Origin of the sequence: Piscinibacter sp. XHJ-5 (assembly GCF_029855045.1) — a bacterium.
Classification (GTDB): domain Bacteria; phylum Pseudomonadota; class Gammaproteobacteria; order Burkholderiales; family Burkholderiaceae_C; genus Albitalea.
The window spans coordinates 1,821,863-1,846,645 of sequence record NZ_CP123228.1 but is presented as its reverse complement, the minus strand read 5'-3'; the positions used below and the strand labels follow the sequence as shown (position 1 = coordinate 1,846,645).

At 68.0% G+C, this 24,783-nt stretch carries 26 protein-coding genes; 21 read left to right on the top strand and 5 right to left on the bottom strand.

What is annotated here, in order from left to right; translation table 11 throughout:
* The first annotated feature begins 21 nt into the window (after window positions 1–21).
* The 11 genes from P7V53_RS08725 (at window position 22) to dgoD (ending at window position 10,519) form a co-directional block, all read left to right on the top strand.
* The gene (locus P7V53_RS08725; RefSeq protein WP_280155094.1) at window positions 22–792 is read left to right on the top strand and encodes an SDR family oxidoreductase; all 771 of its coding nucleotides are present in this window, start codon (window positions 22–24) and stop codon (window positions 790–792) included.
* Window positions 793–915: 123 nt separating this feature from the next.
* Window positions 916–2,166, top strand: coding sequence for an enolase C-terminal domain-like protein (locus tag P7V53_RS08720; RefSeq protein ID WP_280155093.1), 1,251 nt, complete (start codon window positions 916–918; stop codon window positions 2,164–2,166).
* Window positions 2,167–2,218: 52 nt separating this feature from the next.
* Window positions 2,219–3,244 carry a TRAP transporter substrate-binding protein gene (locus P7V53_RS08715; RefSeq protein ID WP_280155092.1) on the top strand — a complete coding sequence of 342 codons (1,026 nt, stop codon included), beginning with the start codon at window positions 2,219–2,221 and terminating at the stop codon, window positions 3,242–3,244.
* 66 nt (window positions 3,245–3,310) lie between these two features.
* A complete protein-coding gene (locus tag P7V53_RS08710; protein ID WP_280155091.1) occupies window positions 3,311–3,904 on the top strand; it encodes a TRAP transporter small permease in 594 nt (197 codons plus the stop codon).
* Window positions 3,901–5,181 (top strand): TRAP transporter large permease subunit, encoded by a 1,281-nt coding sequence (locus P7V53_RS08705; RefSeq protein WP_280155090.1) that lies wholly within the window; start codon window positions 3,901–3,903, stop codon window positions 5,179–5,181. Before P7V53_RS08710 ends, P7V53_RS08705 begins: the two co-directional genes overlap by 4 nt.
* A 25-nt stretch (window positions 5,182–5,206) precedes the next feature.
* The gene (locus P7V53_RS08700) at window positions 5,207–6,244 is read left to right on the top strand and encodes an L-idonate 5-dehydrogenase (protein ID WP_280155089.1); all 1,038 of its coding nucleotides are present in this window, start codon (window positions 5,207–5,209) and stop codon (window positions 6,242–6,244) included.
* Window positions 6,245–6,252: 8 nt separating this feature from the next.
* Entirely contained in the window at window positions 6,253–7,191 is a 939-nt protein-coding gene (locus P7V53_RS08695; protein ID WP_280156466.1) for a sugar kinase, read from the top strand.
* Window positions 7,192–7,220: 29 nt separating this feature from the next.
* Window positions 7,221–8,243 carry a DctP family TRAP transporter solute-binding subunit gene (locus tag P7V53_RS08690; protein WP_280155088.1) on the top strand — a complete coding sequence of 341 codons (1,023 nt, stop codon included), beginning with the start codon at window positions 7,221–7,223 and terminating at the stop codon, window positions 8,241–8,243.
* Window positions 8,244–8,253: 10 nt separating this feature from the next.
* Window positions 8,254–8,760 carry a gluconokinase gene (locus P7V53_RS08685; protein ID WP_280155087.1) on the top strand — a complete coding sequence of 169 codons (507 nt, stop codon included), beginning with the start codon at window positions 8,254–8,256 and terminating at the stop codon, window positions 8,758–8,760.
* The gene (locus tag P7V53_RS08680) at window positions 8,757–9,374 is read left to right on the top strand and encodes a 2-dehydro-3-deoxy-6-phosphogalactonate aldolase (RefSeq protein WP_280155086.1); all 618 of its coding nucleotides are present in this window, start codon (window positions 8,757–8,759) and stop codon (window positions 9,372–9,374) included. The genes P7V53_RS08685 and P7V53_RS08680 overlap by 4 nt, the downstream gene beginning before the upstream one ends.
* Window positions 9,371–10,519: a galactonate dehydratase gene (gene dgoD, locus P7V53_RS08675; RefSeq protein ID WP_280155085.1), complete on the top strand. Its 1,149-nt coding sequence runs from the start codon at window positions 9,371–9,373 to the stop codon at window positions 10,517–10,519. The genes P7V53_RS08680 and dgoD overlap by 4 nt, the downstream gene beginning before the upstream one ends.
* A 61-nt stretch (window positions 10,520–10,580) precedes the next feature.
* Here the strand turns inward: dgoD and P7V53_RS08670 are convergent, their stop codons facing one another.
* From P7V53_RS08670 to P7V53_RS08660, 3 genes are read right to left on the bottom strand one after another with little or no spacing between them, the layout of a single operon-like run.
* The gene (locus P7V53_RS08670) at window positions 10,581–11,297 is read right to left on the bottom strand and encodes an LrgB family protein (RefSeq protein WP_280155084.1); all 717 of its coding nucleotides are present in this window, start codon (window positions 11,295–11,297) and stop codon (window positions 10,581–10,583) included.
* Entirely contained in the window at window positions 11,290–11,655 is a 366-nt protein-coding gene (locus P7V53_RS08665) for a CidA/LrgA family protein (RefSeq protein ID WP_280155083.1), read from the bottom strand. Before P7V53_RS08665 ends, P7V53_RS08670 begins: the two co-directional genes overlap by 8 nt.
* Entirely contained in the window at window positions 11,652–12,566 is a 915-nt protein-coding gene (locus tag P7V53_RS08660; RefSeq protein WP_280155082.1) for a LysR family transcriptional regulator, read from the bottom strand. The genes P7V53_RS08665 and P7V53_RS08660 overlap by 4 nt, the downstream gene beginning before the upstream one ends.
* Window positions 12,567–12,701: 135 nt before the next feature.
* Here P7V53_RS08660 and P7V53_RS08655 point away from each other — a divergent pair, with 135 nt between their 5' ends.
* From P7V53_RS08655 to P7V53_RS08610, 10 genes are all read left to right on the top strand, one after another.
* Window positions 12,702–13,649, top strand: coding sequence for a hydroxymethylglutaryl-CoA lyase (locus P7V53_RS08655; RefSeq protein ID WP_280155081.1), 948 nt, complete (start codon window positions 12,702–12,704; stop codon window positions 13,647–13,649).
* A gap of 10 nt (window positions 13,650–13,659) precedes the next feature.
* Window positions 13,660–14,853 carry a CaiB/BaiF CoA-transferase family protein gene (locus tag P7V53_RS08650; RefSeq protein WP_280155080.1) on the top strand — a complete coding sequence of 398 codons (1,194 nt, stop codon included), beginning with the start codon at window positions 13,660–13,662 and terminating at the stop codon, window positions 14,851–14,853.
* A 77-nt stretch (window positions 14,854–14,930) separates the two neighbouring features.
* Entirely contained in the window at window positions 14,931–15,875 is a 945-nt protein-coding gene (locus P7V53_RS08645; protein ID WP_280156465.1) for a tripartite tricarboxylate transporter substrate binding protein, read from the top strand.
* 32 nt (window positions 15,876–15,907) lie between these two features.
* Window positions 15,908–16,984, top strand: a complete 1,077-nt coding sequence (gene hppD, locus P7V53_RS08640) for a 4-hydroxyphenylpyruvate dioxygenase (RefSeq protein ID WP_280156464.1) — start codon at window positions 15,908–15,910, stop codon at window positions 16,982–16,984.
* A 16-nt stretch (window positions 16,985–17,000) separates the two neighbouring features.
* Window positions 17,001–17,543 carry a VOC family protein gene (locus tag P7V53_RS08635; RefSeq protein ID WP_280155079.1) on the top strand — a complete coding sequence of 181 codons (543 nt, stop codon included), beginning with the start codon at window positions 17,001–17,003 and terminating at the stop codon, window positions 17,541–17,543.
* Window positions 17,540–18,829: a fumarylacetoacetase gene (fahA, locus tag P7V53_RS08630; RefSeq protein ID WP_280155078.1), complete on the top strand. Its 1,290-nt coding sequence runs from the start codon at window positions 17,540–17,542 to the stop codon at window positions 18,827–18,829. Before P7V53_RS08635 ends, fahA begins: the two co-directional genes overlap by 4 nt.
* A 424-nt stretch (window positions 18,830–19,253) precedes the next feature.
* Window positions 19,254–19,880, top strand: coding sequence for a hypothetical protein (locus tag P7V53_RS08625; protein ID WP_280155077.1), 627 nt, complete (start codon window positions 19,254–19,256; stop codon window positions 19,878–19,880).
* 119 nt (window positions 19,881–19,999) lie between these two features.
* The gene (locus tag P7V53_RS08620) at window positions 20,000–20,326 is read left to right on the top strand and encodes a hypothetical protein (RefSeq protein ID WP_280155076.1); all 327 of its coding nucleotides are present in this window, start codon (window positions 20,000–20,002) and stop codon (window positions 20,324–20,326) included.
* 78 nt (window positions 20,327–20,404) lie between these two features.
* A complete protein-coding gene (locus P7V53_RS08615; RefSeq protein ID WP_280155075.1) occupies window positions 20,405–21,007 on the top strand; it encodes a hypothetical protein in 603 nt (200 codons plus the stop codon).
* A 6-nt stretch (window positions 21,008–21,013) separates the two neighbouring features.
* Window positions 21,014–21,586 (top strand): ECF-type sigma factor, encoded by a 573-nt coding sequence (locus P7V53_RS08610; protein ID WP_280155074.1) that lies wholly within the window; start codon window positions 21,014–21,016, stop codon window positions 21,584–21,586.
* 9 nt (window positions 21,587–21,595) lie between these two features.
* Here the strand turns inward: P7V53_RS08610 and P7V53_RS08605 are convergent, their stop codons facing one another.
* Together P7V53_RS08605 and P7V53_RS08600 are read right to left on the bottom strand one after the other, a co-directional pair.
* A complete protein-coding gene (locus tag P7V53_RS08605; RefSeq protein ID WP_280155073.1) occupies window positions 21,596–21,880 on the bottom strand; it encodes a hypothetical protein in 285 nt (94 codons plus the stop codon).
* A gap of 98 nt (window positions 21,881–21,978) precedes the next feature.
* Window positions 21,979–24,714 carry a serine/threonine-protein kinase gene (locus P7V53_RS08600; RefSeq protein WP_280155072.1) on the bottom strand — a complete coding sequence of 912 codons (2,736 nt, stop codon included), beginning with the start codon at window positions 24,712–24,714 and terminating at the stop codon, window positions 21,979–21,981.
* Between the last annotated feature and the right edge of the window lie 69 nt (window positions 24,715–24,783).

The following is a 24,783-nucleotide window of genomic DNA, read 5'->3' as shown; positions in this document are numbered from 1 at the left end:
CGACAACAGGAGACCCCTTCGATGAGCACCGCTCTCTTCGACCTCTCGGGCCGCACGGCGCTGATCACCGGCTCGACGCGAGGCATCGGCTTCGCCCTCGCCCAGGGCCTGTCGGCCGCCGGCGCCAGGGTCATCGTGAACAGCCGCCAGCAGGCCGCCGTCGACCAGGCCGTGGCCAAGCTGAAGGAACAGGGGTTCGACGTGCGCGGCGCCGCCTTCGACGTGGCCGACCAAGACTCCGTATCCGCCGCATTCGACGCGTTCGACCAGCAGGGCCTGGAGATCGACATCCTCGTCAACAACGCCGGCATCCAGCATCGCGCCCCCATGCTCGAACTGGAGCTGAAGGACTGGCAGCGCGTGATCGACACCAATCTCACCGCGGCCTTCCTCGTCGGCAAGGAAACGGCCAGGCGGATGGTGGCGCGCGGCCGCGGCGGCAAGATCATCAACATCGGCTCGCTCACCAGCGAGGCCGCGCGCGCCACCGTGGCGCCCTACACCGTGGCCAAGGCCGGCATCAAGCTGCTGTCGCGCGCCATGGCCGCCGAGTGGGCCCGGCACGACATCCAGGCCAACTCCATTGGCCCGGGCTACATCCTCACCGACATGAACCAGGCGCTGGTCGACAACCCGCAGTTCGACGCCTGGGTCAAGAGCAGCAATCCGTCGCAGCGCTGGGGCAAGCCCGAGGAGCTGGTGGGCGCTGCCATCTTCCTCGCCTCGGCCGCCTCCAACTACGTCAACGGCCAGATCATCTACGTCGACGGCGGCTGGCTGTCGGTGTTATGAAACACCCCCGAAGCGCCTTCGGCGCTCCCCCTCGAGGGGGCGCCGCCGGCGGACCGGCAAAGCCGGATCCGCGGCGGCCGCTTGATGCGTCGCGTCACGCCGTCGGCGTGCCGGAGCGGTGACATGGGCACCACGCTGATCACCGACGTCAAGGTCGTCCTGACAGCTCCCGAGGGCATCAACCTCGTGGTGGTCAAGGTCGAGACCGACCAGCCGGGCCTGGTGGGCCTGGGCTGCGCCACCTTCGCCTACCGCCACCTGGCGGTGAAGTGCCTCATCGAGGAGTACCTGCGCCCGCTGCTGGTGGGCCGCGATGCGCACGCGATCGAGGACCTGTGGCAGCTCATGCACCAGAACGCCTACTGGCGCAACGGACCGATCGAGAACAACGCGATCTCCGGTGTCGACATGGCGCTGTGGGACATCAAGGGCAAGCTCGCCGGCATGCCGCTGTACCAGCTGTTCGGCGGCAAGTGCCGCGAGGGCGTTCCCATCTACCGGCATGCAGACGGCCGCGACATCGCCGAGCTCTGCGACAACATCCAGAAGTACCGAGAGCAAGGCATCACGCACATCCGCTGCCAGAGCGGCGGCTACGGCGGGGGTGCATTCGGCGCGGCCCCGGCCGGCGCGCCGGAGGGCGCACCGAAGGGCGTGTACCTCGACTCCCGCAAGTACATGCGCGAGACGGTGAAGATGTTCGACGAGATCCGCGGCCGCGTCGGCAACGACGTCGCGCTGTGCCACGACGTGCACGAGCGCCTGAAGCCGATCGACGCGATCCGCTTCGCCTGCGAGCTGGAGCGCTTCGACCTCTTCTTCCTCGAGGACGCGATCGCGCTCGAGGAAGGCGAATGGATCCGCCAGCTGCGCGCGAAGACCAACACCCCGCTCGCGCAAGGCGAGCTGTTCAACCATCCCTTGGAGTGGCGCACGCTCATCACGGAACGCCTGATCGACTTCATCCGCGTGCACCTCAGCCAGGTCGGCGGCATCACGCCCGGGCGCAAGCTGCAGATCTTCGCCGAGCAGTTCGGCGTGCGCACGGCGTGGCACGGCCCCGGCGACATGTCGCCGCTGGCGCACGCGGCCAACATCCACATCGACCTGGCCGCGCGCAACTTCGGCGTGCAGGAATGGTCCGGCACCGAGCCGCCGAACTTCGTGATCCAGGAGCTCAAAGGCCCGCGCGCCGCGCTGCTCGACGTCTTTCCGGGCCTGCCCGAGTTCCGCAACGGGTTCGTGTACGCCAACGACAAGCCCGGCCTCGGCGTCGACCTGAACGAGGCCGAGGCAGCCAAGTACCCCTGCGACAGCAGCGTGACGACCTGGACGCAGACGCGCCTGCCGGACGGCACGCTGCAGACACCCTAGCTCGCATTCCGCAGAGAACGCGAATCCCTTCACACACCAGACGGAGACAACCATGAAGTCCAACCCCTCTTCCTTCCCGGCAACGCGCCGGCTGGCCATGGCCGCCATGGCGGCGCTCGCGCTGACCTCCACCGCGGCGCTGGCCGAGGTCAAGGCCAAGATCGGCCACGCCATGCCCGAGACGCATCCGCAGGCCGCGGCGATGAACAAGTTCGCCGAGCTGGCATCCACCTACACCAAGGGCAACGTCAAGATCCAGGCGTACCACAGCGCCGTTCTCGGCAGCGACGAGAAGCAGCTGCAGGCGGTGCAGGCCGGCACGCAGGAGCTCTACATCGGCACGCTGGCGCCGCTGTCCACCCGCGTCAAGGAAGTGCAGGTCTGGGACCTGCCGTTCATGTTCCAGAACACCCGCGAGGTCTACGCGGTCCTGGACGGCGCGTCGTCGAAGAAGATCTTCGAGAAGATCGAGCCGGCCGGCCTCGTGGGGCTCACATGGACCGGCATGGGCTTTCGCAACCTGTCCAACAGCAAGCGCAGCGTCACCAAGCTCGAGGATGTCAACGGCCTGAAGATCCGGGTGATGGCCAATCCGGTGGCGCTCGACACGTGGAAGACCATCGGCGCCAACGCCGTGCCGATGGCCTTTGCCGAGGTCTTCCCGGCGCTCGAGATCAAGGCGCTGGACGGCCAGGAGAATCCGCTGCTGCACATGTACGCCAACAAGATGCAGGAAGTGCAGAAGTTCATCTCCGTCACCAACCACGTCTACACGCCGGTAGCACTGGTGGCGTCGAAGAAGTTCTGGGACACGCTGTCGCCCGACGACAAGGCGGGTGTGCAGAAAGCCGCTGTCGAGGCCGGCCTGCTGCAACGCAAGCTGCTCGACGAAGGCGACGCCGACGTCATCGCCAAGTTCAAGGCCGCCGGCGTGACGATCAACACCGTGAGCCCGGCCGAGCTGGCGCGCATCCAGGAAAAGGTCAAGCCGACGGTCGCCAAGTTCTCGCCGATCATCGGCGAGGACTTCGTCAAGGGCTTCTACGCCGAGATCGAGAAGGCTCGCGCCGCCAAGTAGCGTGACAGCAGCGCCCGGTGGCCTTCGGCCGCCCGGTGCCCCATCGACGAACAACACGGAACTCCCATGGGCAAGACATTGACGGCCCTCGCCGATGCGCTGACCCGCGCGCTCGAAGTGGTGATGGTGATCTGCATGGTGGTCATGCTGGTCATGGTGTTCGGCAACGTGATGCTGCGGCTGTTCTTCAACACCGGCATCGACCTGTCCGAGGAGATGCCGCGCTTCGCCTTCGTGTGGATGACCTTCCTCGGCGCGATCGTCGGCATGCGCCGCCGCGCCCACCTCGGCGTCGACATCCTGGTGCAGGCGCTGCCGGTGCTGGGACGCAAGGTCTGCTGGGGCATCAGCCAGGCCGTCATGCTGATCTGCTGCCTCTACATCGTCTACGGCACCTGGCTGCAGCACGACATCATCAAGGGCAACGCCTCGCCGGTCGCACAGGTCAGCATGCTGTGGGTGTTCGGCGTGAGCTACCTCACCGGCACCGCGATCGCGATCATCTGCATCTCCAACCTGGTGCGCCTGTTCACGGGCCAGGTGACGGAGGAAGAGCTGATCGACGTGCACGAAGAGGGCATGAGCGAAGCGCTGGAGGCGGAGCACGAGATCGAGGAGCAGACCGCCCAGCATCCGATCACCGGGAGCGCCAAGCCATGACGATCGCCGTCTTCATCTCGTCCCTGCTCGGCTTCATGGCGCTGGGCATGCCGGTGGCGTTCGCGCTCATCGCCTGCGGACTCGCCATGATGTTCTTCATGGGCGTCACGGATCCGCAGATCGTGATCCAGAACATGTGGGACGGCGCCAACAGCTTCCCGCTGCTCGCGGTGCCGTTCTTCATGCTGGCCGGCGAGTTCATGAACGCGGGCGGCATGACGCGCCGCATCATCATGATGGCCATGGCCTGGGTGGGCCACATCCGCGGCGGCCTGGGTTACGTCGCGGTGGTGGCGGCGGTCATCATGGCCTCGCTGTCGGGATCGGCGGTGGCCGACACCGCCGCGCTCGCCGCCGTGCTCGTGCCGCTCATGCGCAACGCCGGCTACAACGTCAACCGCTCATGCGGACTCATCGCCTGCGGCGGCATCATCGCGCCGGTGATCCCGCCGTCGATCGGCATGATCCTGTACGGCGTGACCGGCGGGGTGTCGATCACCAAGCTGTTCATCGCCGGCATCGTCCCCGGCGTGCTGATGGGCCTGTCGATCATGATCGCGTGGCGCTGGTCGATCGGCCGGGACAAGCCCAAGGTGGAGGCGAAGCGCACCACGGCCGAGCGCCTGACGGCCACGCGCGAGGCGCTGTGGGCGCTGGTGCTGCCGATCGTGATCGTCGGCGGCCTCAAGTTCGGCGTGTTCACGCCGACCGAGGCCGCCGTCATCGCGGCGGTGTATTCGCTGCTCATCGGCGTGCTGGTGTACCGCGAGATCAAGCCGAAGCAGCTCTTCCACCTGTTCTATCGCGCGGCCGAGACCACTGCAGTCATCATGTTCCTGGTGTCCGCGGCAGGCGTGTCGGCGTGGCTCATCACCACCGCCAACATCCCGCAGCAGCTCGCCGACCTGGTCCAGCCGCTCATGGACAACAAGATGCTGCTGACCTTCGCGCTGATGATCCTGGTGCTGCTGATCGGATCGGCGCTCGACTTCACGCCCACCGTGCTCATCATGACGCCGGTGCTGATGCCGGTGCTCAAGCAGGCGGGAATCGATCCCGTGTACTTCGGCGTGCTGTTCATCATGAACAATGCGATCGGGCTGGTCACGCCACCTGTGGGCACGGTGCTCAACGTGGTGTGCGGCGTGGCCAAGATCCCGATGAGCGGCGCGATCAAGGGGGTCGTTCCCTTCATGGTCGCGCAGACCATCGTCATGCTGCTGCTCGTGGTCTTCCCGCAGATCGTCATGTGGCCGCTGCAGATGATGACGCGCTGACCCCACCCACCAACCTCTGCACATCATGGACGCTCTCGTCATTCACGCTCCCGGCGACCTGCGGGTCGAGGACTTCCCCACGCCACCGGTCGAAGCCGGCCAGGTCCGCGTGCGCGTGCGCACCGGCGGCATCTGCGGCTCGGACCTGCACTATTACCAGCACGGCGGCTTCGGCACGATCCGCATCCAGCAGCCGATGGTGCTGGGCCACGAGATCGCCGGCGTCATCGACGCGGTCGCGTCGGGCGTCAGCGGCCTCTCCGTGGGCGATCGCGTCGCGGTCAATCCGAGCCAGCCCTGCGGCGCGTGCCGCTTCTGCCAGCTCGGCCTGCACAACCACTGCCTCGACATGCGCTACTACGGCAGCGCGATGCGCATGCCGCACGTGCAAGGCGCCTTCCGCCAGCAGATCGTGATCGGCGCACCGCAGGCCTTCGCGCTGGCCGACGGCGTCAGCGACGCCGAGGGCGCGATGGCCGAGCCGCTGGCGGTGGCCCTGCACGCCGTCAACCGCGCGGGCCCGCTGCTCGGCCGCTCGGTGCTGGTCACCGGCTGCGGCCCGATCGGCGCGATGGCGGTCGTCGCCGCGCGCCGCGCGGGCGCCACCCACATCGTCGCCACCGACGTGGTCGACCAGCCGCTGCGCAAGGTCGCCCTCGTCGGCGCCGACGAGACGATCAACGTCGCGCAGCAGCCCGAGGCACTGGCCCGCCATGCCGCCGACAAGGGGCAGTTCGACGTGCTGTTCGAGGCCAGCGGCAACGAACGCGCGCTGCGCTCGGCCTTCGAGGTCGTTCGCCCGCGCGGCGTGATCGTCCAGCTCGGCCTGTCGGGCGGCGAGATGACGCTGCCGCTCAACATGGTGGTGGCCAAGGAGTTCGACCTGCGCGGCGCATTCCGCTTCCACGAGGAGTTCGGCACGGCGGTGAGCCTGATCAACCAGCGGCTCGTCGACCTGAAGCCGCTGATCTCGGCCACCCTTCCCTACCGCGACGCCGGTCGCGCCTTCGCGCTCGCGGCCGACCGGTCGCAATCGATGAAGGTGCTGCTGAACTTCGAGTGACTTCCGCGATGCAGCTCGATGTCGTCACCGTCGGCGAAGCGATGATCCTCTTCGCGGCGCAGCAGACCGGACCGCTGCACGAGGTCGAAGGGTTCGCGCGCACGACCGCGGGCGCGGACCTCAACGTCGCGATCGGCCTGGCCCGCCTCGGGCTGAAGGTCGGCTACGTCAGCCGCCTGGGCGACGACTCGTTCGGCCGGCATCTCTGCGCCACGCTGGACCGCGAGGGCGTGGACCGGACGCACGTGTCCCTCGACCCCGAGAACCCGACGGCCTTCATGCTCAAGTCGCGCAGCGATGACGGCAGCGATCCGAAGATCGAGTACTTCCGCCGCGGGTCCGCGGCCAGCCGCCTCGGCCCGGCCGACAACCCCAAGGCCTACTGCGCCGCGTCGCGCCACCTGCACCTGACGGGCATCTTCGTGGCGGTATCGCCGACGACGCGCGAGCTGGTGTTCGAGATGGCCGCCGACGCGCGCACGCAGGGCCGCACGGTGTCCTTCGACCCCAACCTGCGGCCGAGCCTGTGGCGGTCGCAGGCCGAGATGGTCGAATGCCTGAACCGGCTCGCCTCGCACAGCGACTGGATCCTCCCGGGCCTGGACGAGGGACGGCTGCTGACCGGACGCGACAGCCCCCCGGACATCGCCAGCTTCTATCTCGAGCGAGGCGCCCGCGGCGTCGTCGTCAAGCTCGGACCCGCCGGCGCTTACTTCGCCACCCGCAGCGAACAAGGCCACGCGCCCGGCATCGCGGTCGAGCGCGTCGTCGACACCGTCGGCGCCGGCGATGGCTTCGCCGTCGGCGTCGTGTCCGCGCTGCTGGAAGGCGAGCCCCTGTCCGCCGCGGCGGCACGCGGCAACGCCATCGGCGCGCGCGTCGTGCAGTTTCCCGGCGACTGCGACGGGCTGCCGACCCGAGAGCAGCTGGGGCCTGTTAACGCATGAATCTTCTTCTCAACCGCGAGACAACCGCCATGAAGTCACCCACCCGCCGCGTCATCGGCAAGGCGCTGGCCGCCACCTTCCTGCTCGCCTGCACATCGATCGCAGCGGCCCAGGATGTCAAGAAGGCGAAGCTCGGCCATTCGTTCGCCGACTCCCACCCGCGCGCCGTCGCGATGAAGCAGTTCGCCGCCGGCGTGGCCAAGGCGACCAACGGCAAGGTGGCGATCGACGTCTACGGCAGCGCGACGCTCGGCTCCGAGGACAAGATGCTGATCGCGGTGCAGAGCGGCGTGCAGGACCTTTACCTCGGCGCGGTATCGCCCATCGCAGCGCGCAAGAAGGAGCTGCAGATCTTCGACTTCCCATTCCTGTTCGGCACCGACGCCGAGGCGGCCTACGTGCTCGACGGCCCCATCGGCCGCAAGCTGCTCGACGGCTTGGGCGACATGAACATGCACGGGCTGGTCTGGGCCGGCGGCGCGTTCCGGAACATGTCGAACAGCAAGCGCCCGCTCAACACCATGGCCGACATGAAGGGCCTGAAGGTGCGTGTGATGCAGAGCCCGATGGCGCTGGCGAGCTTCAACGCGATGGGCATGAACGCGGTGCCCATGGCGTTCACGGAGGTCTACCCCGCATTGGAGATCAAGGCCCTTGACGGCTACGAGCATCCAGTGGTCGACATGTACGCCAACAAGATGTTCGAGGTGCAGAAATACCTGACGATCACCAATCACGTCTACACGCCGGTAGCGCTCGTGGCGTCCAGGAAGTGGTGGGGCAGCCTCACGCCCGAGCAGCAAGCTGCGGTGCAGAAGGTGGCCGAAGAAACCCGCACATTCGAGCGCAGCGAGGAGGTGCGGCAGGCCGCCGACGTCGTTTCGCAGCTGAAGGACAAGGGCATGAGCGTGACCGAGATGCCGGCGTCGGAGCTCGAGAAGATCCGCAGCGCCGTGCAGCCCGTGATCGACAAGAACTCCGAGACCATCGGCAAGGAGTTCGTGCAGTCGGTCTACGGCGAGCTGCAGAAGTTCCGCGCGGGCCGCCGCTGATCGGTGCGCCATGGCGGCATCCGTCGTCTTCATGGGAGTGGCCGGCTGCGGCAAGTCGAGCGTGGCCGCGGCCGTCGCTGCCGACGCCGGCCTGCCGCTGGTCGAGGGCGACGACTTCCATCCGCCCGGCAACCGCCAGAAGATGACCGTCGGCGTGCCGCTGACCGACGCCGATCGCGTCGAGTGGCTTACCACGCTCGGCGAGCAGCTGCGCGCCTATCCCGACGGCGTGGTGCTCACCTGCTCGGCGCTCAAGCGCGCCTATCGCGACAGGCTGCGCGCCGCTTCGCCGGGCCTGCGCTTCGTCTTTCTCGACATCCCGCGCGACGAAGCGCTGCGGCGCGTCGCGGGCCGCGGCGCCGCCCACTTCTTCTCCGCCGACCTGGTGGACAGCCAGTTCGCCACGCTCGAGCCGCCGCTCGGCGAGCCGGGTGTCCTGCGCGTCGACGCGCGGGCTCCGCTCGAAGATCTTCGCCGCGACGTTTGCGCATGGCTTCGAAAGGAAGCGTCGACATGACCTGGCCGACCCGACTGCCGCTGATCGCCATCCTGCGCGGCATCCTTCCGGACGAAGCGGTCGCGCACGCGAGCGCGCTGGTCGATGCCGGCTTCGACGCGATCGAGATCCCGCTCAACTCGCCCGACTGGCGCACCAGCGTGAACCGCGTCGCGCAGGCGTGCGGCGCCTCCGCCCTGGTCGGCGGCGGCACCGTGCTGCGCGATGCCGATGTCGACACGCTGGCCGCTGCCGGCGGCCGCCTCGTGGTCACCCCGAACACCCGCCCGTCGCTGATCCGGCACGCGGTTCAGCAAGGGTTGTGGGTGGCTGCCGGATTCGCCACCGCGAGCGAGGCCTTCGATGCGCTCGACGCCGGCGCGCAAGCCTTGAAAGTCTTTCCCGCCACCACCTACGGCCCCGGCCACGTGAAGGCCTTGCGTGCCGTCCTGCCGGCGGTGCCCATCTTCGCGGTCGGCGGCATCACGCCCGACAACCTCGCCGAATACCTGCGCGCCGGCTGCATCGGCGCGGGGCTCGGCGGCGACCTCTACCAACCCGGCCAGGACGTCGCGCGCACCGCGGCGCGAGCCCGCAACTTCGTCGCCGCGTACCGCGACGCGACCACCCCATGAAGATCACCCGCTTCGCCACCTACCGCGTCGCACCGCGCTGGATGTTCCTCAAGATCGAGACCGACGAAGGCATCAGCGGCTGGGGCGAGCCCGTCCTCGAGGGCCGTGCCCGCACCGTGGAGACGGCGGTGCAGGAGTTCGGCGAGACGCTGATCGGCCAGGACCCGACGCGCATCAACGACCTCTGGCAGACGATGTACCGCGGCCACTTCTATCGCGGCGGGGCGATCCTGATGAGCGCCATCGCCGGCATCGACCAGGCGCTGTGGGACATCAAGGGCAAGGCGCTCGGCGTGCCGGTGTACGAGCTGCTCGGCGGCAAGGTGCGCGACAAGATGAAGGTCTACAGCTGGGTCGGCGGCGACCGGCCGGGCGACATCGTCGAGCACATGCAGCGCCTGATGGAAGGCGGCTTCGACACCTTCAAGCTGAACGGCAGCGAGGAGATGGCCATGCTCGACACGCCGAGGGCGATCGACGCGGCCGTGTCCAAGATCGCCGGCGTGCACGACGCGCTCGGCTCGCGGGTCAGCTTCGGGCTCGACTTCCACGGCCGCGCCGCCGCGCCGATGGCCAAGCCGCTGCTGAAGGCGCTGGAGCCTTTCCGCCCGCTGTTCGTCGAGGAGCCGGTGCTCGCCGAGCAGGCCGAGCACTATCCGCGTCTCGCGGCGAGCACCTCCATCCCGCTGGCCGCCGGCGAGCGCATGTACTCGCGCTTCGAGATCAAGCGCGTGCTGCACGACGGCGGCATCGCGATCCTGCAGCCCGACCTCTCGCACGCGGGCGGCATCACCGAGTGCCACAAGATCGCCGCGATGGCCGAGGCCTACGACGTCGCGATCGCGCCGCATTGCCCGCTGGGCCCGGTCGCGCTGGCCGCCTGCCTGCAGGTCGACTTCGTCGCCTACAACGCCGTGCTGCAGGAGCAGAGCATGGGCATCCACTACAACCGCGATGCGGAGCTGCTCGACTACGTCATCAACAAGGACGACTTCCGCATCGACGGCGGCTACATCCATGCCCTGCCCAGGCCCGGCCTCGGCGTCGAAGTGGATGAAGAGCGTGTCGTCCATGCGAGCCGCAACGCGCCCGATTGGCACAACCCGGTGTGGCGACATGCCGACGGCAGCGTCGCCGAGTGGTGAGCCCGCCGACATGATCGCCATCGACCCGGGCACGCACACAGCGTCGTGGCCGACCTGACGGTCAAGGCATCCAGCGAACGACGAAGGGCATCAACAGGGACGCCAGCAGCACCTGCAGACCGAGCGCGATGCCGGCATAGGCACCGGCGTCGGGATGAACCTGCAGCGCTCTCGCGGCGCCGATGCCGTGTGACGCCGTCCCCAGCGCAAACCCGCGCACGGCCCACGAATCGATCCGCAGCAAGCCGAAAAGGACCTTGGCCGACAAGGCACCCACCATGCCGGTCAGGACGGCGAACACGGCTGCGAGCGCAGGAACACCGCCCAGGCGTTCTGCAATGCCCATCGCCACCGGCGCCGTCACCGACTTCGGCGCGAGCGAGAGCAGCACATCCACCGGCATGCCGAACAACCACGCGAGACCCACGGCGCTTCCCGCGGCGCACACGCCGCCGGCCACCGCCGCCAAGGTCAGTGCCACCCCGCGCCGGCGGACCTCCGCGCGGCGCACCCACAGCGGCCAACCGAGGGCGACGACGGCCGGACCGAGCAGGACATGTACGAACTGGGCGCCGGCGAAATAGGTCGGGTACGCGGTGCCGGTCGCGAGCAGGACGAGGCCGATCGACGCCACCGACCACAGGACCGGATTCGCCCACGGGGCGCGGCCCATCCGGTCGTAGAGCGCCTGGGCCGCGACATAAGTGACCAGGGTCGCCGTCAGCCCGAACAGCGGTGTCGACGACAGGTAGACCCACAGCTGGACGAAGTCAGTCACCGGGCTTCTCCTTCGCCGATTCCTCGCGCATCAGCGCTCGCAACACGATGGCCGTCACGGCCATGCCGATCCATGTGGAGAGCACGATCACGACGAGCAGCTGAATGCCGTACTGGGACACCAGGCCGAGGTGCGTGATGACGCCCACACCGACGGGCACGAACAGCAGCGACAGGTGCGCCAGCAAGAGCTCCGCCGCGGCGGCCACCGGCGTACGAATCCATGACAGCTGCAGTGCGGGCAGCAACAGCATCAGGCCGATCACCGGGCCCGGAACCGCCAGCGCGAGCGAATGCGCCAACGCCTCGCCGGCCGCCTGCAACAGCAGCAACAGCGCCAGGCCGCGAAGCGCCGTCATGCCTTGGCCACTTGCGCTGCGCGCTGGACGAGGTGGTCGACCATGCGTTGCGATGCGGGCTGAAGCGCCTCGAACTTCTGGAAGCAGACCGCGAAGCTTCGCTCCGTCCATGCATCGGACAGAGGAATGATCTTGATGCCCAGCATCCCGGCGAAAGTGGCGCCGACCTCGACCGGAACCACACTGATGGCGAGGTTGGCTGCGACGACGCGGAACGCCGCATCGAAGTTCGACACGATGACGCGGTACGAGACCGTTCGACCTGCGCGCGCCGCGGCTCGCTGCAGCATGGCGTTCACCGCGGCCGTCGGCGGCAGGCCCACGTGGTCGTGATCCAGCGTCTGCTCGAAGCGCAGCGACTTCCGGCCGGCGAGCGGATGGTCCGGATGGACCGCCAGCGCCAGTCGATCGCGGCGGTAGGGGCGGTGCTGCAAGCCTTCGAAGTCGACGCTGTCCCAGCACACCCCGACCGACGCCGAGCCGTCGCGGATCTGGCGGACCAGGTCGCGCGAGAGACGCTCCTCGATGTCGACCTTGATGTTGCGGTTGGCCGCCTCGCGCATGAACGAGGCGATGTCGTCCAGCAGCGACTCCGCGATCGCCGAGGCCGTCGCCACCAATCGGACATGGCCCTTGATGCCGCTGCCGAACGCCGCGACATCGTTGGCCATGCGCTCCATCGTGAACAGCACGTTGCGCGCGTGTTCCAGCAGCGCGAGACCGGCCGGCGTGGGATGCACGCCGCGCCGGGCGCGCAGCAGGAGCGGTGTTCCGAGGTCGTTCTCCAGCTGGGCGATCCGCTTGCTGATCGCCGACGGCTCGATGTGCTCCTGCTCGGCGGCACGCGCCATGTTCTGGTGGTCGCACACCGCGACGAGGAGGCGCAAGGTCTTCAGGTCGATGTCGCGCATGGCCGGATGATGGCGCAATTTTGCGTTTCCGAACAGGAAACCTGGACCTTCCGAAATACCTCTGGATAGTTCGAATGGAAAGCCTAAAGTCAATGCATCGTCAGCGCTACAGACTGGCAACCCGGAGACAAAGGCATGCCCGCTTTCCCTTCCCACGTCGTCATTCGCGAGGTCGGCCTGCGCGACGGCCTGCAGAGCATTCGCACGATCCTGTCCACCGAACGCAAGCGCGAGTGGATCCGCGACGCCTACGACGCGGGCCAGCGCGAAATCGAGGTCGGCTCCTTCGTGCCCGCGAAGCTGCTGCCGCAGCTGGCCGACACCGGCGAGCTGGTGTCCTTCGCCAAGACCCTGCCCGGCCTCGTCGTGTCGGTGCTGGTGCCCAACCTCAAGGGTGCCGAGCGCGCGATCGAGTCGAAAGCCGACCTGCTGCTGGTACCGCTGTCGGCCAGCCATGCCCACAGCCTGGCCAACCTGCGCAAGACGCCGGACGAGGTGGTCGCCGAAGTGGCGCGCATCCGGGCGGCGCGCGATGCGGCCGCATCGAAGACGCTGATCGAGGGTGGCATCGGCACCGCCTTCGGCTGCACGATCCAGGGCGACGTGGCGCAAAGCGAGGTGCTGCGCTGCATGCAGGCCCTGCTGGATGCCGGCGCCGACCGCGTGAGCATCGCCGACACCGTCGGCTACGCAGGTCCCGCCGCCGTGCGCGAGCTGTTCGAGAAGGCCCGCGCCATCGCCGGCGACCGCTTCTTCTGCGGCCATTTCCACGACACCCGCGGCCTCGCGCTGGCCAACGTCTATGCGGCGCTCGAGACCGGCGTCGACCGCTTCGATGCCACGCTGGCCGGCATCGGCGGCTGCCCGCACGCGCCGGGCGCGAGCGGCAACGCATCGAGCGAGGACCTGGCCTTCATGCTGTCCACCATGGGCGTCGAGACCGGCATCGACATCGACAGGTTGCTCGCCTTGCGGGCCAAGGTCGCCGCCTGGCTGCCCGATGAGACGCTGCACGGCTCGCTGTGGCTGTCGGGACTGCCCAAGACCTTCCACCCCTCTTCGTCCACCGCCGCCGCGGCCTGAGCACCCCATCATGAGCAACACCCCTTCCACCGGCCTCTCGTCCCTCGACGGCGACCGCCATGAAGCAGCCCTGCCCTTGGCCGGCCTGCGTGTCGTCGAATTCACCCACATGGTCATGGGCCCCACCTGCGGAATGATCCTGGCCGACCTCGGCGCCGAGGTGATCAAGGTCGAGCCTCCGGGGGGCGACAAGACGCGCAAGCTGCCGGGACTCGGCATCGGTTTCTTCCGTTCGTTCAACCGCAACAAGAAGAGCGTCGTCCTCGACATCAACACGCCCGAGGGCCGTGCGACCGCGATCGATCTGGTCGGCCAGTCCGATGTCGTGCTCGAGAACTTCCGCCCGGGCCTGATGAGCTCGCTGGGGCTCGACTACGACACGCTGTCCAGGCAGTTCCCGCGGCTCATCTACGTCTCGCACAAGGGCTTCCTGCCCGGACCGTACGAGAAGCGCCTCGCGCTCGACGAGGTCGTGCAGATGATGGGCGGGCTGTCGTACATGACCGGCCCGAAGGGACGGCCCCTGCGGGCCGGCACCAGCGTGAACGACATCATGGGCGGCATGTTCGGCGCCATCGGCGTGCTGGCGGCACTGCGCGAGCGCGAAACGACCGGCCGCGGCCAGGAGATCCAGAGCGCGCTGTTCGAGAACTGCGTCTTCCTGTCGTCGCAGCACATGCAGCAGTTCTCCATGACCGGCGAGCCGCCGCCGCCGATGCCCTCGCGCGTGTCGGCGTGGAGCGTGTACGACGTGTTCACGCTGGCCGACGACCAGCAGTTGTTCATCGGCGCGGTGAGCGACAAGCAGTTCCTGACCCTGTGCCGCGTGATCGAGGCGCCGGAGCTGGCGAACGACCCGGCCCTCTCGGACAACGCCAAGCGCGTGGCCGTGCGTCCCGAGTTGCTCGAGCGTCTGGGCGAGGTGCTGCGCCACCACCGCATCGACGAGTTGTCGCCGAAGCTCGAGGCCGCCGGCATCCCGTATGCGCCGATCATGCGTCCCGAACAGCTGGTCGATGACCCGCACCTGAAGGCGAGTGGCGGTCTCGTGCCCATGCAGACCGACGACGGCGGCACGACCGACGTGGTGCTGCTGCCGCTGACCCTCGGCGGACGCCGCCCCGGCGTGCGCCAGCCCCTGCCCCGGGTCGGCGAGCACACGGACGAAATCCTGGCCCGACTCGCGGCCGGACGTGCCGCCTGATGCGGCATCGATCTTCCATTTCCGAACAGGAGACAAAAGTGAAACTCTCGATCCAACGCCGCGGGCTGACCGCCCTGATGGCCGCCACGCTGACCCTCTGGGCCGTCGCGGCCACCGCACATGCCACCGACAAGCCGCTGCGCGTGATTCTTCCGGTGGGCGCCGGCTCCGGAGTCGACACGATCATCCGCGCCGCGGGTCCGTCGCTGACCAAGGCCCTCGGCGGGCAGCCCATCATCATCGAGAACCTGCCCGGCGCCGGCGGCACCACGGGCACCGTGCAGGTGGTCAGGGCTGCGCCGGACGGCCAGACCATCGGTGTCGTGTCGAACAACCACGTCGTCAACCCCAGCGTGTTCAAGAAGATGCCGTTCGACGCGCTCAATGACATCACGCCCATCTCCGTGGTGGGCGCCACGCCGTTCGTGCTGGTGGTCAACCCGGGCCAGGTGCCGGCAAAGAACGCCAAGGAGCTGCAGGCGTTCCTCAAGGCCAAGCCGGGCACCTACAACTACGGTTCCTCGGGCAACGGGACGATCATTCACCTCGCCGGCGAGATGTTCGTCGATGCCGCCGGGGTGGACGTGCGCCACATTCCGTACAAGGGCGTGGGCCCGATGGTGGCCGACCTGATCGGCGGCCAGGTGCAGCTCGGGGTCGTGGCGCTGCCCGCCGTCGTGGGTCATCTGAAGAGCGGCGCGCTGCGCGCCATCGGCATCATGGGCAAGCAACGCGTCGCGGCGCTGCCCGACCTTCCGACGGTCGCGGAGCAAGGGTTTCCCGACGTCGACATCGCCGGCTGGTTCGCGGTGATCGGGCCGGCCAGGATGCCGCCCGCAGAGGTCAAGCGACTGCACACCGCGGTGGTGAACGCGTTCGCCCTGCCGGAGGCGAAGGAAGCGATGGCCAAGCAGGAGAATGTCATCAACCCCATGACGCCCGAAGCGTCGGCACAGTTCTTCAAGACCGAGCAGGAGCGTTACGCCCGCCTCGCGAAGAAGGCCAACATCACGCTGGAATGAGCCGGCGCTCGCACGACATCGAGGACAACGACATGGCAGACCTCTTCGACAACCCGATGGGACTGATGGGATTCGAGTTCGTCGAATTCGCCTCGCCCACCCCGAACACGCTGGAGCCCGTCTTCGAGAAGCTCGGCTTCTCGCGTGTGGCGAAGCACCGTTCCAAGGACGTGGTGCTGTACCGGCAGGGCGATATCAACTTCATCGTCAACCGCGAGCCCAGGAGCGCCGCCGCGTATTTCGCGGCCGAGCATGGCCCGTCGGCCTGTGGCCTCGCCTTCCGCGTGAAGGATGCGCACAAGGCCTACGACCGCGCGCTCGAGCTGGGAGCGCAGCCACTCGACATGCCCACCGGGCCGATGGAGCTGCGGCTGCCGGCCATCAAGGGCATCGGCGGCGCGCCGCTGTACCTCATCGACCGATTCGAGGATGGCAAGTCCATCTACGACATCGACTTCGAGTTCATCGAGGGGGTGGACCGCCACCCGGTCGGGCACGGACTCAAGCTGGTCGACCACCTCACGCACAACGTGTACCGCGGACGAATGGCATTCTGGGCCGCCTTCTACGAGAAGCTGTTCAACTTCCGCGAGATCCGCTACTTCGACATCCAGGGCGAGTACACCGGGCTCACCTCCAAGGCGCTCACCGCGCCCGATGGCAGGATCCGCATTCCGCTGAACGAGGAGTCGTCGAAGGGCTCGGGCCAGATCGAGGAGTTCCTGATGAAGTTCAACGGCGAGGGCATCCAGCACATCGCGCTGCTGACCGACGACATCCTTGCCACCATCGACAGCCTGACGATGGCGGGCGTGCCGCTGATGACCGCGCCCAACGACGTGTACTACGAGATGCTCGAGGAGCGCCTGCCCGGCCACGGCCAGCCGATCCCCGAGTTGCAGACGCGCGGCATCCTGCTCGACGGCACGACGTCGGGTGGCAAGCCGCGCCTGCTGCTGCAGATCTTCTCGGACACGCTGCTGGGCCCGGTCTTCTTCGAGTTCATCCAGCGCAAGGGCGACGACGGATTCGGCGAAGGCAATTTCAAGGCGCTCTTCCAGTCCATCGAGCGCGACCAGATTCGCCGCGGCGTGCTGGGCACGGCCTGAGCCGGAGGAACGCATCATGAAGATCGATCGCATCCACCACGTCGCGTACCGCTGCAAGGACGCGAAGGAAACCGTGCTGTGGTACGGCAAGATGCTGAAGATGGACTTCGTCCTCGCCATCGCGGAGGACCATGTGCCGTCCACCAAGGCGCCGGACCCTTACATGCACGTGTTCCTGGACGCCGGCGCCGGCAACGTGCTCGCCTTCTTCGAGTTGCCGACGCAGCCGGAGATGGGCCGCGATCCGAACACGCCGGCGTGGGTGCAGCACATCGCGTTCAGGGTCAAGGACCGCGCGGAGCTGCTCGCCTTCAAGGCGCACCTGGAGGCCAACGGCGTCGACGTGCTCGGCGTGACCGACCACGGCGCCTTCCATTCGATCTACTTCTTCGATCCCAACGGACATCGGGTCGAGCTCGCCTGTCCGGATCCTGAAGAGGAAGCCATGATCCGCAAGCTCGATGCCGTGAAGTGGGACATGCTCGACGAGTGGTCGCGCACCCGGCGCGCGCCCAAGCACGCTGCCTTCCTGCATGCCAAGGAGCTCGGCGCATCATGAACACCAGCATCGACGCCACGCATGACCCGGCACTGAAAAGCTGGCTGGAGTCGGCCAACGATCCGTCCATCGACTTCCCGATCCAGAACCTCCCGTTCGGGCGCTTCCGGCGGGCCGAGGACATGGACTGGCGCATCGGCGTCGCAATCGGTGACCAGGTGCTCGACCTGCGCCGCGCCGGCATCATCCAGAGCTACGACATGAACCGGCTGATGCGCCTGTCGAAGGAACCGCGCCAGGCCTTGCGCCAGGCGGTGTCCGAAGGGCTGCGCCACGGCAGCCCGCACGAGGCGCGCTTTCGGGAGGCATTGACACCGATGTCGAGAGTCGAGCTGGGATTGCCGTGCGTGATCGGCGATTACACCGACTTCTACACGAGCATCCACCACGCCACGACGGTCGGCAAGCAGTTCCGCCCGGACAACCCCCTGCTGCCCAACTACAAGTGGGTGCCCATCGGCTACCACGGGCGCGCTTCGTCGATCGGCGTCAGCGCACCCGCGCTCGGCCACAGCTTCCAGCGACCCCACGGACAGACCAAGGCGCCGGATGCCGATGCACCGAGCGTCGGCCCCAGCCGGCGCCTGGACTACGAGCTGGAGCTGGGCATCTTCATCGGCCGGCCGAATCCCATCGGCGAGCCGGTACGGATGGCCGACGCCGAGGAGCACGTCTTCGGCCTGGCGCTGTTCAACGACTGGACGGCGCGCGACATCCAGTCGTGGGAGTACCAGCCGCTGGGGCCTTTTCTGTCGAAGAACTTCGCGAGCACCGTGTCGCCATGGATCGTCACCATGGATGCGCTGGCGCCGTTTCGCGAGCCGTGCACGCGGCCGCGGGGCGACCCCGCTCCCCTGCCCTACCTCGACTCGGCGGACAACCGCGAGCGTGGCGCCATCGCCATCGAACTCGAGGTCTGGCTGCAGACCGCGAACATGCGCGCAGCCGGCCATGCCGGCGACTGCATCGCTCGCTCCAACTACCGCGACGCCTACTGGACCGTCGACCAGCTCGTTGCCCATCACACGATCAACGGCTGCAACCTGCGCGACGGCGATCTCTTCGGATCCGGAACACTGTCGGGGCCGCGGCCCGAGCAAGCCGGCTCGCTGCTGGAGCTGACGCAAGGCGGCCGCCAGCCGCTGCGTTTGTCGAACGCGGAGACGCGGGCATTTCTTGAAGACGGCGACACGGTGATCCTGCGCGGCTTCTGCGAACGCGATGGCTACCGCCGCATCGGCTTCGGCGAATGCCGCGGCACGGTGATGCCCGCCCGTCCCCTTTGATCTACCGAAGCAAGTCCTGATTCAACGCAAGGTCGCGGTCGGCACCGGCTCCAAGAGCGGAATCGGGCGCCATCGCGCGCCCGCTCGCCGACTGTCGGCAAGCTGATCCGCAGCCCGTCGGATGGACGCGGCGGTCGTGAGGCCGCTGATGCTCGGCCGGTCCGACTGCTGCCGGCGTACCCGTCTGGGAAGGCGTGGGACGTCCGCCATGGCGCGATCTCACACGGGGCAACCCCGGAGACCCGCAATGACCCCCAATCGATTGATGAGCGTGACGTCCTGGAGCCGCATGTCCTGTTCTTCCGAAATTCGCGTCTGGGTGGATATGAGCAAGACAAGCGCAATTTCGCCACGAAGAGTGGCAACAGGGCACCCAGGCCGGGCCCGACGTCGGCCTGACTCGGATCGTTTCGGAGCAACGCACATGACATTCGACTTTGGCCAGAACGCCACCCACCGCAACGCCACCGACCCGGCCACGTCCACGAGGATGCCCCTTCGATGCGTCCCCAGTCTGGGCATCGCGGCGCTGGCGGCGACCTTGATGACGGCAGGATGCGGCGGTGGGGGCAGCGAGCACGCCGCGGCAGATGCCGGACAAGCGCCGTCCATCAGCCCCGTCCCCGAGTCGCCTCCGGCATCGCCACCGCCAACACCGTCCACTCCCGAGACGCCGTCCGCGCCCGGAGCTGCCGCTTCCGCTCCCGGTGCCTCCTGGCAGACCGCACTGTCGGGGACGTGGAGCTACGTCGGCAACAACGCCTACGAGTACTCCGCCTACGAGTTCCATCCGGATGGGACGTTCGGCTTCTACTCCAGGTTCTACGGCGTCTCGACCATCGACATCGTCGAGACCGGGCGGTACAGCGTCGACGCGACCAAGCTGACCGTCCAACCCCTGGAGATGGTCTACAACGGCGCGACCAGCATGGGCGGTCCCGCCCGAACCTACACCTGGACCGTCGGGGCAGATTCCGATCGCGGCCGTGGCCGCCTGCTGACGCTCACGCTCGACGGCAGCGGGATCGCGAACGCGTACCACGCGGACTGAGCGTTCTGCAGGCTCGGTCGGCGCCCCAACGTGAAATTCCAACCAAGGAGGCACCCCATGAGATAGCCAGGTCACTCCTCTCGCATCGCCATCCATCTTCTTGCCCATCGGAGAATCAAATGATCCGCTCACTCCTTGCCTTCGGCGCGGCGGTTGCCGCCCTCGCAGCCCCTCTCGCCAGCCAGGCTTGCACGGCCACCGGCTATGTCATCACGGTCATCGTCCCGGAAGCCTTCCCCACCGCGGCGGCGACCATCTACGTACGCCACCCGACTTCGACGGGGCCGGTCAGCGCCGCCACGTCGAAGAATCCGGCGCTCGTGTCGGGTGCAACCGCCGCGGTGACGGGAGCCCAGCGCGTGCTGCTGACCGCGGCCGGCGGGGGCACCGGGACGTGCCCGGGGACTGCTGTCGGCTCGGCCGTCGAGCTGGCCCTGCGTCCGTAGCCCATCGCATCACCCACCGAGGCTGGGCTCGACGGCACCATCGGCGTCGGACGAGCCCGGCCTGGACTCGGCAAGACCATGAGAATCTCCACCGTCCTGTGGCTCCTGCTCGCTTGCGTGGCATCGACAGCAGGCTACCGGCTGATCCCTGCCCCCCTCGCGCAGCATGCGCCGGATGCCGGGCTCAGCGCACCGCACGAGGCTCCCGACGCGAACACGACACGCCACGCGGGCAGTGTGTCGGCACCGTCTCCCACGCCCGCGCCGTTCGCCATCGCGCACCCACCCTCCGGCATGGCGGCTGGCATCGTCACCTCGGCTGCTGCGCCCGCCGAACCCGATCGTCCGCAGAACGATCGGGTTCGCGATTCGCTGGCCACGGACTCTCTTGGCCGACTCGACGAAGAGCTCGTGATCCAGCACGCTCGCATGACGACCGAACTGCCCACCATCAACGCCGAACGTGCGGCGGAAGGGATGTCGGCGCTTTCGACGCTCCAGTCCTTGTTCGTGACCGGTGGAAACGATGAACTGTCGACCCTCTATTCCCAACCGGTCCAGGACATGATCACACTCGGTTCGGCCCACGGCACGCACGGGGTCGAATCTCCACTTGCTCTCGTCGTGGACGAGCACGAGAGCGCTCTTGCGTCGTCATCAGACCGTTCGCAACCCCGGTAGATCACCATGCCAAATGCCGACATTTCCGACCAGGACCTGATGGAGCTGTTGCGCCGCGTCAAGGCCGGTGAAGAGGGTGCGCGGGACGCGCTGTTCGCTGGCGCCTATGGCGAACTGCGGCAGCTGGCGCGCTCACGCCTTCGCGATGGCGGCCGCAACACGTTCCTGGACACGACTGCGCTGGTGCACGAGAGTTATTTGCGCTTCATTCGCACCAGCGAGCTCCGCGTCGATGACCGGCGTGCCTTCTTTGCGTACGCGGCGCGGGTGATGCGCTCCGTCATCGTGGACACCGTCCGTGAGCGCCAGGCATTGCGCCGGGGCGGTGACCTCCAGCGCTGCACGCTCGACACCTCCGTGGCGGACGAGATGCCGTCCGGCGAGGACGACGTCATCAAGCTTCACGAGGCGCTGGAACAACTCGCGACGGTGGAGCCGCGGCTGGCCCGGGTGGTCGAGATGCGCTATTTCATGGACAGCAGCGAAGCCGATATCGCCGAGGCGCTCGACGTGACCGAGCGCACCGTGCGCCGCGACTGGCGCCGGGCGCGGATGATGCTTGCCGCCATGATGCCGTAGACGAGCCGGTCACTTCGGGGCTCGGAAGTACAGCGGCGCACATTCCATGTACGCCGGGTTCTCGCTCCACCGGATACGGCATATCGTTGCCGGCGGACGCTCCTTCTCCGGCATCGTCTGCATCTTCTGCAGATTGGGCGCGGTCACCTTGCCGAGGTCCCACTTGACGCCCGGCCCCGAGCCGCACAGACCGAACTTTCCCTCATCGCCGATGCACGAGGCCCGGCCGTCGCGAAGCGCCGAGTTCAGCAGGTCGCTGGGCGGCGACTGTGCTGCGGCGACGAGGCTCAGCATCGAGAGGGAAACTCCAGCGGCCCGCGCCACGATCGAGTGGCGCCGCGGGCGATGGACGGAAACTCGGCAAATCGTGAGTTCCATGCTGGCTCCTGTGGTCAAAGGACCATCGAGATGCCTGCTTCCGGTTCGGTCAGCAGGCGTTGCACCAAAGGCCGCCACGCCGATTCGGCGGGCAGCCCCTCCAGGTAACGTTGCGCCGCCTGCCGCAACGGCTCGGCTCCTGCGGCGCCATGGCGCAGCGTGTTGGCGAGTGCTTGTTCCAGCGCGTTGCGAAGGCGCAAGGGATGGGACGCCGGCAGCGTGCGGGCGAGCAGTTCGGCGGCGCGTTCGTGTGCGGCAATGGCCGCATCGAGAAGGTGATCGCGTCGCTCGATGGCCGCACGCAGCTCCCAGTGAAGGGCGATCTCCACGGGCGATGCTCGCTCCGTGCGCGGGTCTGCCTTGGTCAACGGAATGAGCAAGGTGCGCGCCTGCTCGACGAGCCCGGCGCGCAACGCGAGTTCGGCCTCGGCGCGACGCAGTCGCGCCGGCTGCAGCGCGGTGATCGGCCCGCCCAGCTTGTCCACCGCTGCGCGCCAGGACAGCCATTCGGCCTGCGACAGTTCCTGCAGTCCCATGGCCGCCAGGGCGCGGGTCCGCACACCATGGGCGTTGACAGCCTCCCATGTGTCCTGGCGCTGCGTCGCCACCTCGAGCGCCTGCTCGGTCGAACGCAGGGCGTCCGGCAACAGGCCCAGCGCCAATTGGGACTGCGCCCGCAGGCGATGCAGCAGGGCCGCGGCCGGCGCATCCGGTTTGAGTTCGCCGAGCAGTCCCTGCAGCGTGCGCAGGGCCTCCGCATGCTGGCCCAGGTCGCCCTGGATCACGGCTTGGCTGGTGCGCAATTCCACGGCATCGCCACGACGCAGCAGCGCGGTGCGCGCGGCGGCCACCGCCTCGGACAGCAAGGCATCGGCCTCCTGCAGTCGATCTGCATTGCGCAGCACGATCGCGAGGTGCACCCGGGCCATCGTGCCTTCCGAATGCGGATGACCGAAGCCCAGGTCGGACTCTCTCACCGCGGCGCGTCCGGACGCGATCGCGCTCTCCATATCGCCTTCGTACGAGGCGAGATTGCGCAGCGCGATGTTCGCAGCGGCACGCGCCTTGGCGCAGCGCCTGGTGTCGGCAGAGCATGCGGCGAGCGCCTGGCTTGCCAGGGGCCGCACGGCGGCAAGACTTGTCGGGTTCCCGGATCGAAGAAAGTCGTTGAGTTCATCCGTCGCCAGTTGCGCGGCGACGATGTGTCGCCCCGGATCGCGAGGCGGCGCATGGACCTGCATCAAGGCATGGGCTTCCCGCAACAACGCCAAGGCCTCACGTGAACGCGCGAAGCGTCGCAGCATGATGGCGATCTCGCTGAAGACCTCGGCTCGCAAGGACGGCTCGTCCGCGAAGCTGCTGCGTGCGCGCTGAAGCGCCGATTCGATCATCTGGATGCCCGTGAGGCTATCGGCCACATGGCCCGTGGGCGGCTCCGCGTCGGTGAACGTCGTGAGCATGAAGAGTCGGACCTGCGAAAGCCTGCTCTCCTGCGCCAGTGCGTTGCTTCTCTCCATCCATGCCAAGGTGCCGGTCACGCCGAGAGCCGCGATGCCGACCGTGACAGCCGCCACCGCCCACTGGTGTCGCGCAACGAACAGGCGCATCCGTCGCCACGCGGACTTCGGCGCCGAGCTCGGCAGGCGCGCGTCCAGGATCGCCTGCAAATCGTCGGCCAGCTTGTCGACGCTCGCATGGCGCGCCTGCGGGTCCGGCTGCAACGCGCGCAGCACCACCGCGTCGACTTCGGGCGTCAAGGCGCGTCGCAGCGCGGCGATGTCACGCTTGCCACGCGCAAGGGCGTTGTCGCGCGTGAACCGGGCACGGCTCGCAGGCGTGGGCGCGAAGTCGGAATAGACGAGCGCCGACGCGCCGACCGCGGCTTCGCGTCGAGCGGCCGGCAGCACACCGGTGAGCAGCTCGTACAGCACGACACCGAGGGAATACACATCGGTGAGCGTGCTGATCGGGCCACCGAAGAACTGCTCGGGCGCGGCGTATTGCGGCGTGCGGGTAAGTTGTGCGCCGCCCAGCACGGCCGACGGCGAGCCGCCCTCGTCCTGCAACAGCCTGGCGACACCGAAGTCCAGCAGCTTCACCTGGCCGCTTTCGTCCACCAGGATGTTGCTGGGCTTCAGATCCCGGTGGACCACGAGATGGCGATGTGCATGGGCAACCGCCGCGCACACCTGCAGCATGAGTTCCATCCGCTGCGGGATGGTCAAGCGCAAGCGGTCCGCGTAGGCGTCCAGGTGCATGCCGTGGACCCATTCCATCACCAGGTAGGGTCGCCCGTTCTGAGCCACGCCGGCGTCGTACAGCCTGGCGATGTGCGGGTGCTCCAGCCGGGCGCCGATCTCCCGCTCGCTCACCATCCGCTGCACCAGGCTGTCGCCACGGGAGAGCCGGGGCAGCTTGACCGCCACCTCGCGCTTGAAGATGCCATCGGCACGCTCGGCGCGCCATACGCAGCCCATGCCGCCACGCCCGATCTCCTCGATCAACCGGTAGGGACCCAGGAAATCTCCCTTGCTCGCATCGCGATCCAGCGGACCCAGTGTGGGAAGGTTGAGGTTGGGGGCCGTGCTGGTGCCCTCATCCTGGGACAGCGCCAGGCGCAGGCGCGCCACGAGCGGCTGGTCAGCAGGCGGCAAGGCAGCCATCCAGGCCTCACGTTGCGCCACCGGGAGGGCCATGGCGTCGTCGATCAGCCGCGCCAACTGCCGGAGATCTGCCTCGCTCAGGGCCATGGTCACTCGATGCTTGCAAGCCTGCAAAGGCCACTCGTTCCATGGTGCGCCCAGCGCGCCGGTGCGACG

Excerpts from the sequence above, each read along its gene's own strand:
- P7V53_RS08615 (WP_280155075.1), top strand. The coding sequence starts at position 20,405 with ATGAGAATCTCCACCGTCCTGTGGCTCCTGCTCGCTTGCGTGGCATCG.
- P7V53_RS08680 (WP_280155086.1), top strand. The coding sequence starts at position 8,757 with ATGACCTGGCCGACCCGACTGCCGCTGATCGCCATCCTGCGCGGCATC.
- P7V53_RS08710 (WP_280155091.1), top strand. The coding sequence starts at position 3,311 with ATGGGCAAGACATTGACGGCCCTCGCCGATGCGCTGACCCGCGCGCTC.
- P7V53_RS08645 (WP_280156465.1), top strand. The coding sequence starts at position 14,931 with ATGGCCGCCACGCTGACCCTCTGGGCCGTCGCGGCCACCGCACATGCC.
- P7V53_RS08625 (WP_280155077.1), top strand. The coding sequence starts at position 19,254 with ATGACATTCGACTTTGGCCAGAACGCCACCCACCGCAACGCCACCGAC.
- P7V53_RS08635 (WP_280155079.1), top strand. The coding sequence starts at position 17,001 with ATGAAGATCGATCGCATCCACCACGTCGCGTACCGCTGCAAGGACGCG.
- P7V53_RS08620 (WP_280155076.1), top strand. The coding sequence starts at position 20,000 with ATGATCCGCTCACTCCTTGCCTTCGGCGCGGCGGTTGCCGCCCTCGCA.
- fahA (WP_280155078.1), top strand. The coding sequence starts at position 17,540 with ATGAACACCAGCATCGACGCCACGCATGACCCGGCACTGAAAAGCTGG.
- P7V53_RS08600 (WP_280155072.1), bottom strand. The coding sequence starts at position 24,714 with ATGGCCCTGAGCGAGGCAGATCTCCGGCAGTTGGCGCGGCTGATCGAC.
- P7V53_RS08700 (WP_280155089.1), top strand. The coding sequence starts at position 5,207 with ATGGACGCTCTCGTCATTCACGCTCCCGGCGACCTGCGGGTCGAGGAC.
- P7V53_RS08720 (WP_280155093.1), top strand. The coding sequence starts at position 916 with ATGGGCACCACGCTGATCACCGACGTCAAGGTCGTCCTGACAGCTCCC.
- P7V53_RS08655 (WP_280155081.1), top strand. The coding sequence starts at position 12,702 with ATGCCCGCTTTCCCTTCCCACGTCGTCATTCGCGAGGTCGGCCTGCGC.
- P7V53_RS08650 (WP_280155080.1), top strand. The coding sequence starts at position 13,660 with ATGAGCAACACCCCTTCCACCGGCCTCTCGTCCCTCGACGGCGACCGC.
- dgoD (WP_280155085.1), top strand. The coding sequence starts at position 9,371 with ATGAAGATCACCCGCTTCGCCACCTACCGCGTCGCACCGCGCTGGATG.
- P7V53_RS08605 (WP_280155073.1), bottom strand. The coding sequence starts at position 21,880 with ATGCTGAGCCTCGTCGCCGCAGCACAGTCGCCGCCCAGCGACCTGCTG.
- P7V53_RS08725 (WP_280155094.1), top strand. The coding sequence starts at position 22 with ATGAGCACCGCTCTCTTCGACCTCTCGGGCCGCACGGCGCTGATCACC.
- P7V53_RS08690 (WP_280155088.1), top strand. The coding sequence starts at position 7,221 with ATGAAGTCACCCACCCGCCGCGTCATCGGCAAGGCGCTGGCCGCCACC.
- P7V53_RS08610 (WP_280155074.1), top strand. The coding sequence starts at position 21,014 with ATGCCAAATGCCGACATTTCCGACCAGGACCTGATGGAGCTGTTGCGC.
- P7V53_RS08660 (WP_280155082.1), bottom strand. The coding sequence starts at position 12,566 with ATGCGCGACATCGACCTGAAGACCTTGCGCCTCCTCGTCGCGGTGTGC.
- P7V53_RS08695 (WP_280156466.1), top strand. The coding sequence starts at position 6,253 with ATGCAGCTCGATGTCGTCACCGTCGGCGAAGCGATGATCCTCTTCGCG.
- hppD (WP_280156464.1), top strand. The coding sequence starts at position 15,908 with ATGGCAGACCTCTTCGACAACCCGATGGGACTGATGGGATTCGAGTTC.
- P7V53_RS08665 (WP_280155083.1), bottom strand. The coding sequence starts at position 11,655 with ATGACGGCGCTTCGCGGCCTGGCGCTGTTGCTGCTGTTGCAGGCGGCC.
- P7V53_RS08705 (WP_280155090.1), top strand. The coding sequence starts at position 3,901 with ATGACGATCGCCGTCTTCATCTCGTCCCTGCTCGGCTTCATGGCGCTG.
- P7V53_RS08685 (WP_280155087.1), top strand. The coding sequence starts at position 8,254 with ATGGCGGCATCCGTCGTCTTCATGGGAGTGGCCGGCTGCGGCAAGTCG.
- P7V53_RS08715 (WP_280155092.1), top strand. The coding sequence starts at position 2,219 with ATGAAGTCCAACCCCTCTTCCTTCCCGGCAACGCGCCGGCTGGCCATG.